Source organism: Sulfurihydrogenibium sp. (genome assembly GCF_028276765.1).
In the GTDB taxonomy this organism is placed as follows: Bacteria; Aquificota; Aquificia; order Aquificales; family Hydrogenothermaceae; genus Sulfurihydrogenibium.
Genome location: NZ_JAPYVU010000049.1, coordinates 1 through 12,521, shown reverse-complemented (window position 1 = coordinate 12,521; position 12,521 = coordinate 1). Strand labels below are relative to the sequence as shown.

The 12,521-nt window shown below is 31.9% G+C and carries 14 protein-coding genes, 2 tRNA genes and 2 pseudogenes; 14 read left to right on the top strand and 4 right to left on the bottom strand.

Annotation, left to right across the window (positions count from 1 at the left end; translation table 11 throughout):
- From Q0929_RS08990 to Q0929_RS07570, 7 genes and pseudogenes are all read left to right on the top strand, one after another.
- Positions 1-107: pseudogene (locus Q0929_RS08990) on the top strand (IS110 family transposase); the annotation flags it as partial.
- Between the two features lie 350 nt (positions 108-457).
- Positions 458-1,213: a YebC/PmpR family DNA-binding transcriptional regulator gene (locus tag Q0929_RS07595; protein ID WP_299239423.1), complete on the top strand. Its 756-nt coding sequence runs from the start codon at positions 458-460 to the stop codon at positions 1,211-1,213.
- On the top strand, positions 1,213-1,677 hold the full coding sequence (locus Q0929_RS07590) for a crossover junction endodeoxyribonuclease RuvC (RefSeq protein ID WP_299239421.1): 465 nt from the start codon (positions 1,213-1,215) through the stop codon (positions 1,675-1,677). Before Q0929_RS07595 ends, Q0929_RS07590 begins: the two co-directional genes overlap by 1 nt.
- Before the next feature lie 2 nt (positions 1,678-1,679).
- Entirely contained in the window at positions 1,680-2,009 is a 330-nt protein-coding gene (locus Q0929_RS07585; protein WP_299239419.1) for a hypothetical protein, read from the top strand.
- Entirely contained in the window at positions 1,981-2,601 is a 621-nt protein-coding gene (gene rdgB / locus Q0929_RS07580; RefSeq protein ID WP_299239417.1) for an RdgB/HAM1 family non-canonical purine NTP pyrophosphatase, read from the top strand. Before Q0929_RS07585 ends, rdgB begins: the two co-directional genes overlap by 29 nt.
- Positions 2,601-3,365, top strand: a complete 765-nt coding sequence (locus Q0929_RS07575) for a glycosyltransferase family 2 protein (RefSeq protein ID WP_299239415.1) — start codon at positions 2,601-2,603, stop codon at positions 3,363-3,365. The genes rdgB and Q0929_RS07575 overlap by 1 nt, the downstream gene beginning before the upstream one ends.
- A 473-nt stretch (positions 3,366-3,838) precedes the next feature.
- Positions 3,839-4,708, top strand: coding sequence for an ATP-binding cassette domain-containing protein (locus tag Q0929_RS07570; protein WP_299239413.1), 870 nt, complete (start codon positions 3,839-3,841; stop codon positions 4,706-4,708).
- Here Q0929_RS07570 and Q0929_RS07565 read toward each other — a convergent pair.
- From Q0929_RS07565 to Q0929_RS07555, 3 genes are all read right to left on the bottom strand, one after another.
- Positions 4,706-4,780: transfer RNA gene (locus tag Q0929_RS07565), tRNA-Glu, on the bottom strand. The two genes, Q0929_RS07570 and Q0929_RS07565, sit on opposite strands and share 3 nt — an antisense overlap.
- Positions 4,781-4,791: 11 nt before the next feature.
- Positions 4,792-4,864: transfer RNA gene (locus tag Q0929_RS07560), tRNA-Lys, on the bottom strand.
- A gap of 297 nt (positions 4,865-5,161) precedes the next feature.
- Positions 5,162-5,335, bottom strand: coding sequence for a hypothetical protein (locus Q0929_RS07555; protein WP_299239412.1), 174 nt, complete (start codon positions 5,333-5,335; stop codon positions 5,162-5,164).
- Positions 5,336-5,544: 209 nt separating this feature from the next.
- Between Q0929_RS07555 and rph the strand changes: the two genes are divergently transcribed.
- The 3 genes from rph to Q0929_RS07540 are packed head-to-tail and all read left to right on the top strand — an operon-like array spanning position 5,545 to position 7,913.
- Positions 5,545-6,318 (top strand): ribonuclease PH, encoded by a 774-nt coding sequence (rph, locus tag Q0929_RS07550; protein WP_299239410.1) that lies wholly within the window; start codon positions 5,545-5,547, stop codon positions 6,316-6,318.
- 13 nt (positions 6,319-6,331) lie between these two features.
- Entirely contained in the window at positions 6,332-7,624 is a 1,293-nt protein-coding gene (locus Q0929_RS07545) for an adenylosuccinate synthase (protein ID WP_299239407.1), read from the top strand.
- A 19-nt stretch (positions 7,625-7,643) separates the two neighbouring features.
- Positions 7,644-7,913 (top strand): hypothetical protein, encoded by a 270-nt coding sequence (locus Q0929_RS07540; protein ID WP_299226271.1) that lies wholly within the window; start codon positions 7,644-7,646, stop codon positions 7,911-7,913.
- 6 nt (positions 7,914-7,919) lie between these two features.
- On the opposite strand, the gene Q0929_RS07535 is transcribed toward Q0929_RS07540, so the two are convergent.
- Positions 7,920-9,524 (bottom strand): glycosyltransferase family 39 protein, encoded by a 1,605-nt coding sequence (locus tag Q0929_RS07535; protein ID WP_299239405.1) that lies wholly within the window; start codon positions 9,522-9,524, stop codon positions 7,920-7,922.
- Positions 9,525-10,114: 590 nt separating this feature from the next.
- Here Q0929_RS07535 and Q0929_RS07530 point away from each other — a divergent pair.
- The 4 genes and pseudogenes from Q0929_RS07530 to Q0929_RS07515 form a co-directional block, all read left to right on the top strand.
- Complete coding sequence (locus Q0929_RS07530; RefSeq protein WP_299239403.1) at positions 10,115-10,615, top strand: shikimate kinase; 501 nt, start codon at positions 10,115-10,117, stop codon at positions 10,613-10,615.
- Positions 10,616-10,618: 3 nt separating this feature from the next.
- Positions 10,619-11,644: a UDP-glucose 4-epimerase GalE gene (gene galE / locus Q0929_RS07525; protein ID WP_299239402.1), complete on the top strand. Its 1,026-nt coding sequence runs from the start codon at positions 10,619-10,621 to the stop codon at positions 11,642-11,644.
- A gap of 1 nt (position 11,645) precedes the next feature.
- Complete coding sequence (locus tag Q0929_RS07520) at positions 11,646-12,131, top strand: hypothetical protein (protein WP_299239400.1); 486 nt, start codon at positions 11,646-11,648, stop codon at positions 12,129-12,131.
- 16 nt (positions 12,132-12,147) lie between these two features.
- Positions 12,148-12,521 (top strand): annotated as a pseudogene (locus tag Q0929_RS07515) (hypothetical protein); the annotation flags it as partial.

Here is a 12,521-nt window from a genome sequence, read left to right as displayed (position 1 = left end):
GTAAAGCTAAAAAATTAGCTTTAGTAGCTGTAGCACATAAGTTATTAAGGCAGGTATATGGTGTATTAAAGAATAGAAAACCATTTGATGAAAATTTTTGCACTTGACATTTAACATAGAACATCCTGAGACTGTTAGGCCGAAGAATCTCCTCTTTTATTAAAAAGAAAAACATGATATTCTTCGCCGGCTGCAGAAATGACAGCGTTGGTTTTTGGAATACTCTCAGAGATTATAAGTTCCTCTGCTTGGCTGCAAAAAGTGAGAAAGTGAAAGGTTAATGTATGTTGAGGTAATTCATGAATTGCCAGTACACATCACACGTCGCCTATTACATACTCTGAGGACTTTAATCCTGAAAATCTCCTGCTTTAAAATTAATAAAGTCTACCGATTTATCATTCAAGGTATTATAATATAATAGTTTTAAATCTTATTGGAAAGGAGGCTTTTTTAAATGGCTGGACATAGTAGATGGCATAACATTAAAAATAAGAAAGCTAAAGCTGATGCTATAAAAGGAAGAATGTTCACAAAAGTTATTAGAGAGATTACCATTGCAGCAAGACTTGGTGGTGGAGACCCGGAAGCCAACCCAAGATTAAGAATGGCTATAGAAAAGGCTAAAGAAGTAAACATGCCTATGGAAAATGTTGAAAGGGCAATAAAAAGAGGAACGGGTGAGCTTGAAGGTGTTAATTACGAAGAAGTTCAGTATGAAGGCTATGGACCCGGTGGTGTTGCTATTGTTGTAGAGGCAACAACTGACAACAGAAACAGAACAACAGCAGAAATAAGACATATTTTTTCTAAATACGGCGGCAATCTTGGCTCCTCCGGTTGCGTATCTTTCTTATTTGAAGATAAAGGCATAATAAACGTTCCAAAAGATAAATACTCAGAGGATGAAATATTTGAAAAAGCTATTGAAGCAGGTGCGGAAGATGTAATCATGGATGACCCAGAATACTACGAGATAAGAACAGCTTCATCAGAATTATATAAAGTTAGAGAAAACTTAGAAAAAATGGGTGTAGAGATAGCAAAAGCAGAGCTTACAAAAATACCAACTACCACTGTCCAAATAACTGACGAAGAGACAGCAACAAAACTTATGAAGCTTTTAGATGCTCTTGAAGATAATGATGATGTTCAAAAAGTTTATGCAAACTTTGATATTCCAGAATCTATACTTGAAAAATTAGAAGGCTAATGGAAAGAATATTATCAATAGACCCTTCTAGCAGTAAGACTGGATATGTTATTGCAAAGCTTGAAAAAGACGAAGCTTTACCCCTTGATTATGGATTGATTGAATTAAAAAAAGAAAAACAGCCATTAAAAAGATTATATGAAACACTTGAAGAAAAAATTTTAAAATATACTATTGAAAAAATAATTCTTGAAACACCATTTTATAGTGTAAACGCCCAAACACTCATAAAGCTTGGAGAGGTTAGGGGCGTAATACTGCTGCTGGCACAAAATTATAATATAAAAGCAGAAGAGTTTAGCCCAGCAGAAGTTAAAATCAGTATAACAGGATACGGAAGGTCTGGCAAAGAAGAGGTTTTAGAAATGGTCAATAAAATTTTTAATCTAAATATAAAAGATTATGACATTGCGGATGCATTCGCCATTTTACATTGCTATATGTTGAATAAAGTTGGGGTTTAAAGATGAAATTTTTATTTAGCTTAATTTTAGTTTTTCTTGGCTTTTCTGTATCTTATAGTCAAACCTGCGAAGGAATGTTTAACGTCTATGACAGCTGTTTTGATATTAACAACTGTGATGATGGCTACAATTCAACCTTAAGCTTAGCTTTATCTACAGGATTATCTAAACCGGTGGCAGAAAAACTTGCTAGCATCTGCAAATCTGCATGCTTAAATAAAAAAGCAAATGTAAGAAAATTAAACAAAGATGAATTTTCTGAAACGTTTTGTATGAAAGCTATTTCTAAAGAGGTTAAGAAAGTTGAAAATCCTACTGGCAACAACAAATGAAGGTAAAGTAAGAGAATTAAGACAGCTTTTAAAAGATTTAGATATAGAAGTTTTATCTTTAAAAGATATGGATAAAAAACTCGAAGTAGAAGAAGACAAGGAAACCTTTCTTGAAAATGCAATCAAAAAAGCAACATCTTACGCAAAATTTTATAAATTACCGGTTATTGCAGAAGATTCAGGACTTGAAGTGGATGCTTTAAACGGACTGCCCGGTATATATTCAGCAAGATTTTTTGATATTGAGTTTGGAAAAGAGGTTTTAAAAGAAATTCCAGAAAATCTATCTAAAGATGAGAAGAATAACTTAAAACTTTTAAGACTTCTTGAAAATCAAACAAATAGAAAAGCAAGATATAAAACAACCCTTGTCTTTTATAATTTTGATTATGGTATTTTGACAGAAGGAGTTTGCGAAGGACAAATTGCCTATAGGTCTGAAGGAAATCAAGGGTTTGGATACGACCCTATCTTTATACCGGAAGGTTATAACAAAACAATGGCACAACTTACACCGGAAGAAAAAAACAAAATAAGCCATAGAGGAAAAGCAGTAAGTAAGCTCGTAGAAATTTTGAAAAAGGTTTTATAATGGGACTTTCTGTATTAATCCTTACAAAAAATGAAGAAAAAAATATAAAAAGAGCCATTGAAAGCGTAAAACCTATCGCAGACGAAATAATCGTATTAGACAGTGGTTCAACGGATAACACGGTAGAAATTGCAAAAACTCTTGGTGCTAAAGTTTTTTTTAGAGAGTTTGATGATTATCCGTCTCAGAGAGATTATGGAACAAGTTTATGTAATAATGATTGGATTTTCGTTTTAGATGCAGATGAAGAAGTCTCCTTAGAGCTTAGAAAGAGCATATCAGATGCTATAAAAGAGGAAAGTTATACATGTTTTGAAGTTCCAAGAAGAACTTACTACTTAGGAAAATATTTAGACTATGTTTGGTATCCTGAGTATGTTATAAGGTTGTTTAAAAAGGGATATTTTAAACATGAAGGAAAGCTGCATGAAAAAGTCATATGCGAAGGGAAAGTAGGAAGGCTTAAAGGAGATTTGTATCACTATTCTTATAAAAGCCTATACCATCAGTTTAAAAAGACTATAGACTACGCCCAAAAGATGGCTGAAATTTTATATCACGAAGGAAAAAGATTTAGGTTTTATAATTTGTTCTTAAATCCAATCATCATTTTTTTAAAATTCTATTTCTTAAAACGTGGATTCTTAGAAGGCAAAAGAGGATTAATTATATCTTTTTCAGCTTTTATGTATGTATTTTTAAAATATGCATTTTTATATGAACTTCAGTTAAAGGAAAAATACAAAGATAAGCTTTGGTTATAATTGAAGAGCGAAAATCAATAGCATTGCCATTATGAAGCTATATAAATTTATGTATACCTATGGCAAGAAATTAGGAGACTGTTCCAAAAATTCACGCCGTCATTCTGAGCGAAGCGAAGAATCTCATGCTTCTCTTTTTAAGTCAAAAAATCAAAAAAAGATACCTCGGACTTCGTCCTCGGTATGACAAGAAAAGGTAAGCTTACGAGAATTTTGGAACACTCTTAGAAATTATTGATTTTTATAGAATTTTAAAAAGAAGGTCCTTTGGACTTACCTCAAGATGACAAATAACGGTCTAATGGTACCATTCTGAAGCCGGCGAAGAATCTCCTACTTTTATTGAATTTTTGACTAGACGTATTATGAAACTATATAATTTTAAGTATTAGAAGCTATTTTGAATATAAGTTTCACCTTAAAGCCGGTTGCAAATCATTAAGATAGATTAACTATATACAAGGAAAAACTCCATGATTGAAGTAAACATAGAAAAAACCTTGATTGGCTCGCAAGGAAGGTTTTTATTAAAAGTAAATTTTACAATGAAAAAGCATGAATTTTTATCAATATTTGGAAAGTCCGGCTCAGGAAAAACTACACTTTTAAGAATGATAGCAGGCTTAGAAAAACCAGACAAAGGCTTAATCAAAGTTGATGACACTATCTATTTTGACAGTGAGAAAAAAATAAATCTACCACCACAAAAAAGAAAGGTTGGAGTTGTATTTCAAAATTACGCACTTTTTCCAAACATGACAGTTTATGGAAACCTTGCCTTTGCAATGGAAAAAGAAGATAAACAAAAAATATTAGAAATGCTTGAAAAGATTGAATTATTAGAGCTCAAAGACAGATATCCATCTACACTATCCAGCGGACAACAGCAGAGAGTAGCCTTAGCAAGGGCGTTAATCAGAGACCCGGAAATATTGTTGTTAGATGAGCCACTTTCAGCATTAGACTATGAAATCAGATTAAAACTTCAAGATGAAATCAAAAAAATCCATAAAGATTACAAGCTTTCAACAATACTTATTTCTCATGATAAACCAGAAGTGTTTAAATTAGCAGATAGAGTAATTTTATTAGAAAATGGAAAAGTTATAAAACAAGGAACACCAAGAGATGTTTTTATAGAAAAAGAGATATCCGGAAAATTTTCTTTTTTTGGGGTTGTGATAGATATAAAACTTAGCGATTTAGCGAAAATATTGACTGTTGATATTAACGGAAATTTGGTTGAAGTTGTATATACGAATAAAGAAGATATCTCTATCGGAGATGAGGTTCTAATATCAGCTAAAGCTTTTAGTCCGATTGTTAAAAAAATAAGAAAATGACCCCGACGGGATTCGAACCCGTGTCGCCGGCGTGAAAGGCCGGTGTCCTAGGCCAGGCTAGACGACGGGGCCATTATTTTTAGTGAGTCGCCTGGGAATCGAACCCAGGACCACCGGTTTAAAAGACCGGTGCTCTGCCGACTGAGCTAGCGACTCATTCGTATTCAAAAATCAGATTAACATTATAGCATAAAATTAAAATTGTTGCAAGTTTTTGTATAAGTCATACCGGTTTGGGAAAATTCCGATTTTCTTGAATTCATAATATCACAAAAGTATTGTAAAGGTGATTTTTTGTTCAAACTATGATGAGGTCTTTCTGTGTTATACCATAGCATATATTGCAGCATCTTTTTTGATACATAACGATTTTTAAGAGATACAGGATTGTTATTACTGCTTTTATAATTTTTAATCCATCTGTATATAGTAGATTTTGATACACCAAAAGCTTCAACTGCAAGTTTTACTACAGTGTTTTAAAGCAAATTCTACAACTTGTAATCTAAAGATTATTTCTGGATGTTTTTGTATAACATCATCTAATTCTTTTACCTGCTTTAAAAGCTTTCTTTCAAGTGTATTAATTCTCTGAATGTAGGTAGATGTTTCTACTTTCTTTCTCATCTTTATCCTCCGATTTTCATGATTTTAAATTCTTTTATAATATTTTCCCATGTTTCTTTTAGCTTGTACAATTCTTCAGCTTTAGAATCTTAGCTTACCAAAGAAATATATCTTATTCTTAGTCATATTAAAATTTCAGCCACAGCCTACCAATTTATAACATTAATACATGGTATAATATCAATTATCATATAGTTAAGGAGGATTCATTGAGACCAGATGGTAGAAAACCTGCTCAACTTCGTCCTATAAAAATTACCAGAGACTTTAATATCTATGCAGAAGGTTCAGTCCTAATAGAATTTGGAAATACAAAGGTTATAGTTACTGCATCTGTTGAGGATAAAGTTCCACCTTTCTTAAAAGGCACAGGTCAAGGCTGGATTACTGCCGAGTATTCAATGATTCCAAGAGCATCAGAAACAAGAAGTCTTAGAGAAGTAGTTAGAGGTTCACCATCTGGCAGAACTCATGAAATACAAAGGCTGATAGGAAGAAGCTTGAGGGCTGCGGTTGACCTTAAAAAACTTGGGGAAAGAACAATTTGGATAGATTGCGATGTTATTCAGGCGGACGGTGGCACAAGGGTAGCATCTATTACAGGGGCATTTATAGCAGTTGCTGATGCTTGCATAAAACTAACAAAACAAAATTTAGTAAAAGCCAATCCTCTAAAAGATTATGTTGCAGCTATAAGCGTTGGAAAAGTTAGAAATGAAATAGTCTTAGACCTTAATTATGCAGAAGACTCAAACGCACAGGTGGATATGAACCTTGTTATGACCGGTAAAGGTGAGTTTGTAGAGATAGGGGCAACCGGTGAAGAAAACACATTTTCTCAAGAAGATTTTAATAAAATGCTTGAATATGGAAAATCTGGAATAGAAAGACTTATAAAAATTCAAAAAGAGTTTATAGAAGGAATTCCATCGATCGGACACTGGGAAAGAAAAAATATTAAAGAATTTGTATATAAAGAATGATTGGAGGTAAAAATTGAAAGAGAGTTTGGTAATTCTTGGCTCCCAATGGGGAGATGAAGGAAAAGGCAAAATAGTAGACCTTCTTGCTCCTGAATTTGATTATGTTGTTAGATATCAAGGTGGAAGTAATGCAGGACACACAGTTATAGCTAATGGTAAAAAGTACACTTTACACTTAATCCCATCCGGTATTTTACACGAAGGTGTTAAAAATATCATTTCTAACGGCGTTGTTGTAGATTTAGAAGAACTTTTAAAAGAAATGGAACAGGTTAAAGATGCTGTCAAAGATTTTAAAGACAAACTATATATAAGTGAAAGATGTCATATCGTATTTCCATATCACAAAATATTAGACAGCTTGTCAGAAAAATCTAAAGGAAAGGATAAAGTAGGAACAACGTTAAAGGGCATTGGACCGGCTTATATGGCTAAGTATGCAAGAACTGGTATAAGAATTGTAGATTTATTTGATAAAGAATATTTCAGAATTAGACTTGAAAAAGCTTTTAATGAAGCAAAAGAAATTGCTGAGAAAGTTTACGGGGAAACGTTTAATCTTGATTTAAATGAATTGTATGAAAATACACTTTCTAACTTTGAAAAAATAAAAGATTTAGTAGCCGACACTTCTTATCTTCTTGATAAAGTAATGAAGGAAGGCAAAAAAGTACTTTTTGAAGGTGCACAAGGAACAATGCTTGATATAGATATGGGAACATATCCATATGTAACATCTTCTAATGCGTCCGCTCTTGGCATCTGCAACGGTACAGGAGTTGCTCCAAAGTTAATCGGTCAAGCAAAAGTCTATGGAGTAAGTAAAGCTTATACTACGAGAGTTGGGGAAGGTCCATTTCCAACAGAGTTAAATGATGGAATTGGTGAAAGATTAAGAGAAGAAGGTCATGAGTATGGTTCTACAACCGGTAGACCGAGAAGATGTGGCTGGCTTGATTTAGTAGCTTTAAGATTTGCATGTAGAATAAACGGAATCGATGGCTTAATAATAACAAAGTTAGATGTTCTTGATGTTTTTGATGAAATCAATGTTTGCGTAGCTTATGATTACGAAGGACAAACTATTACAGAGTTTCCAGCATCATTACAAGTACTGGCTAAATGTAAACCTATCTATAAAACCATAAAAGGCTGGAAAACGTCAACAAAAGGATTAAAAGATATTACAAAATTACCAGAAAATGCTAAGGAATTTATAAAAACCATAGAGGAAAATACAGGCGTTAAAGTTGTGATGCTGTCAACAGGTCCAGAAAGGTCAGAATATATTTGGTGTATATCATAAATTATAGAGGTAAATTATCATGTACGATGTAATGAAGCAAGCCGAAGAAAAGCTTGTTCAGGTAGGTTATGACCTTACAATTTCTGTAATTGTTTTTGTGCTTTCTGTTATCATACTGACGGTAATTTTTGATATTATTCTAACAATTTGGAATAACAAAAAACCTCCAGAGGAGAGAAAGTCTTCTCTGGTTATTTTCTTAATATCTGTATTTGTAGGATGGGCTATAACAACCTTAGTTTTTGTATACAGAATGGTTATGATAGGCTTAGAGCATTTGAAAAATTAAAACATTTTACTTCTCACCTACCACCAAATACATCTTTACAAATCCAAAATAATCTCCATTTTCAGCTTTATATACATTTCTTAAAAACACTGCAAAACGGGATTCGCTGTTTGGATAAAGATATCCATTCCAAACTACTTCTACATTGTTAAGTTTTTTCAAAGTGTCTTCTTCGACAAGAGCAAGTATATATTTATGATTGTTTTGATACTCTAAAATTTGATTAGAGCTATAATCTCTTAGAACCTTTCTTTTTGTATAAAACGGAAGATTGTGAAAAAATCTATTTTCTATGATCAAAGGAATAGACCTATCCGGGACTTTTTCATTTACAATTTTACCAATCTCTTTATAAGGTCTGTAATGTTCAACCTTGACTAATAAAGAAATCGCAAAAATTAAAAACGTCATGAGCATTGCTATAAACGGCAATAGCTTATAATCTTTATATCTAATTAAGTAAAGGAACGGAAAAACACAGAAGATATAATAAAAGTAGTCAAGTTTAAAAAGATAAACAATTCCAAAATTTAAAACTGTTATTATTATGGTAGCAACAAAAAAAGAGAAATACCACAGATACTTTTTAAAACCATCTGGATTATAATTTGCTAAATAGTACCCAACAAATATAGATAATGCTGGGAATGCTTGGATAAAGTAAGTTGGAATTTTACCTTTTGCGATTGTAAAAATTACAAGCATAACAATAAACCAGCTGAAAATAAAAGAAAACTCTTTTAACCATTTTTTATAACTATCAATCAAACTGAAATAAAAAACAAGAGAATACGGCAGAAAGCCCCAAAGTATCACGATAAGGTAGAAAAATATGTCTGAGAATTTAAACTCTTCTCCAAAAGCTCTTTTTATTGTCTCTTCATTATAAACCTGCCAAAACATAGAGCCAAATTTTAGATGCATATAGACAAACCAGCTAAGACCTATTATTAATGTAATTGGAAGTCCTATGTAAGGTTTTAACTGCCAAATCTTATTTAGCCAAGTTTTTACATTAAAATTACTCTCTGCTAATAGATACAGTCCTACGATGCCACCAATTACAAGTATATAAGGATACCCTTTTGTCAAAACAGTTAGACCAAGAGATACATAAGATAAAAAAATGTATAAAAATTTATTTTCTTTGTATCCTTTAAGAAAAAGATAAAGCGTTAAAGTAAAGAAAAATAAAAGTGGAACTTCCGGCGATGCATATCTTGAATTAATAATAAACTGAAAGCTTAAAGCCATGGCAAAAAATGAAAAAATTGCTGTCTTTTTATCAAAAAGCAGATTTGCAATTTTATAAGTTAAAAATGAACTTCCAAAAGCCATTAAAACGATCGGAAGTCTAATGGCAAATTCATTCATTCCAAAAATAAAAACAGATAAAGCTATAGACCAGTAAGTCAGCGGCGGTTTGTTAAATCTTGGTTCATAGTTGTAATAGATATCAAGAAAATTGCCGGATTCAAACATTTCTCTGACAGCTTCGGCGTAAAAGCTTTCGTTAGGAATCCAGATTGCGTTAAACCAAAAATTCCAAAAGTAAACAAAAAGTGTTAAAAATATAAAAAGATAGTATTTTAAGTCTTCTTTTTGAATCAAAATCTGTCTCCATAGCAAGATTTTTAGCATAAAATTTTATCATAGAGGGGGTTTAAGTTATAATAATGTAAGCAAGAATGTAAAGAATGTTAAAAAGCATGCATTTTGTTTTGGAATAACTGAATAAGACTAATATTATATGCCTTGAACGATAGTGATTTTTAAGAATTTAAAAGGAGATCCTTTAGCCTTATGGCCTCGGAATGACAGAAAAAGGTTGAATTGTAAGCATTAGAGAAAAGATAACCTTTATTTGTCATTCTACAGTCGGCAAAGAGTCCTCTACTATTACTGAATTTCTCATCCGAAGCATATAACAACAGAATAAGACTAAAAAATTTTACAAGAGACCCTTTGGACTAAAGTCCTTGGGATGATGAAAGGGTTGATTGATTAAAAGAAGGATAACCTATAGAGATATTCTATCTTAAGTCAAAAGATGTAAAATCAAAAATAGTAATAATCCCTAAAAAAATTGGCAAAATGGACTATAACGGTGCTGAATTCTTAGGCGTTGAAGGATTCTGCACAATAAGAAAAGATGATAGGGTTTTCAATGTTGAGAAGATTCTTGAAATTAGGGAGATAGAATGAAAAATATATATCTTGTTGGATTTATGGGAAGTGGAAAGTCTACAGTAGGAAAGATTTTGGCCGAAAAATTAAATATGAATTTTGTTGATACTGATAAGCTTATTGAAGAAAAGGAAGGAATGAAAATAAAAGATATTTTTGAGCAAAAAGGAGAAAGCTATTTTAGAGAGCTTGAAAGAAAACAGATAGAAGCAATAGTTAATCAAGAAGGACTTGTAGTTTCTACCGGTGGTGGACTTGGGGCAAATTTGGACAATATGAATTTGATGAAAAAAAACGGAGATGTTGTGTGGCTTGATGTAAGTTTAAACACAGTCTTAGATAGGCTAAAAAACGACCAAGACAGACCATTATTAAAACAACCTATAGAAAAAATAAGACAACTTTTTGAAGAAAGGAAGAATGTATACAGACTTGCAAACATAAGGATCAATGCAGACAAAAAAACACCAAGCCAAATTGTAGAAGAAATTTTAACAAAAATAAAAAGGAGATAACTTATGAACATTTTAATCACAGGTGGAGCAGGTTATATCGGTAGTCATGTAGTAAAACAGATAATAGAAAACACAGACCACAACGTAGTAATCATTGATAATCTTTCAACAGGTTCATTGAAAACTATTAAAACGCTAAACGAAATCCATCAGCAAACAGGCAAAAATACAGAGCTTACTTTTATTGAAGCAGATTTAAAAGATTTTCAGATGATAGAAGGAATATTTAAAGCTAAAAAATTCGATGCTGTGATTCATTTTGCAGCAAGCATTGTGGTACCAGAAAGTGTAAAAAATCCAATTAAATACTATATGAACAACACAGTGAACACAACCAATCTTATCAATCTTTGTCTTAAATATGGTGTCAATAAGTTTATTTTCTCTTCTACCGCTGCAGTGTACGGTCAACCGGATGAAATTCCGGTGAAAGAAACAACGCCAACACTACCAATAAATCCTTATGGAAGAAGTAAATTAATGAGCGAAACAGTACTTAACGATGTAGGAACAGCTCATCCTGAATTTAAGTATGTAATACTCAGATATTTTAATGTTGCCGGAGCAGACTTAAAAATTAGAATAGGGCAGAGATTTCCAAATGCAACCAATCTAATAAAAGTGGTAGCAGAAACAGCGGTTGGTAAGAGAGATAAAATGTATGTTTTTGGTACAGATTATCCAACACCAGATGGTACTTGTATAAGAGATTATATTCATGTTGATGATTTAGCAGACGCTCACATTAAAAGTTTAGAGTATTTAATCGATAATAATAGTAATGTATTTAATTGTGGATATGGTAGAGGGTACTCTGTCTTGGAAGTTATCAATACTATGAAGGAAGTTTCAGGAGTAGATTTTAAAGTTGAGTATACCGGTCGTAGAGAAGGAGACCTGGCTGTATCAATAGCAGATAATACTAAAATTTTAAACAATTTAAATTGGAAGCCACAGTACGATGATTTAAAGCTAATTTGTAAAACAGCTCTTGAATGGGAGAAAAAACTATTGCAGGAGGAGGTTTAAAATGAGAAAGTTCTTATTATTTTTTGCTTTGGTTTTCTTAGCATCATGCTCAACAGTTACAAATTTAGATTATGCTAAATTAAATTTAAAAGAAAAAAACATAACGGTTCTTCCATTTGAAAACTATACAGAAACACCTTTAGCAGGGCTTAGAGTAAAAAGTATAACAGAGGGAGTTGTTTCTTCAAAAGGATATAAACTATCCATTACAAATGTTAAACAAGATAAAGATTATAGCCCTGAGGAAATTAAGAAGCTTTTACAAGAGTTAAAAGAAAGTAACATAGATTATGCAATTACCGGGAGTGTAAACGAATTTAGATACAAAACCGGCATCGATGGAGAGCCAGCAGTAAGTATTACTGTTAAAATTTATGATATCAAACAAGAAAAAGAAGTTTACACAAGTGTATCTTCAAAAACAGGATGGTCTCATGAATCTATTACAACCGTAGCACAAAAAATACTAAACAAAATCATTCCTTAAAATTCCTTAAAAAACTATGCTTTTAACAAAGTTTTTAAGGGAATTAAACTTAAAAATATTAATTGCTGAAATATTTATATTTACATTAGCTTTATTATTTATTGGAATGTATACAAACCCATCTGACCCCCTGTTTATAGAATCTAAATTTGGTTATTTATTTTATCTTCTTCCACTACTTGTGTTTACCCTTTACTATGGGTTAGTTGCAGGAATTATAAGTTTTTTTACAGTTGTTTTAATGGCATTTTTCTTTTATAAAGAATTTCCAATAGTTTATATTCTATGGTTATTTCTGTTTGTACTTGTAGCATCAGAATTTAATTATTATTGGTCTGAAAATGTAAAAAAAACAGAAGAGAAATTTAAATATACTAGTGAAAAGTTAAG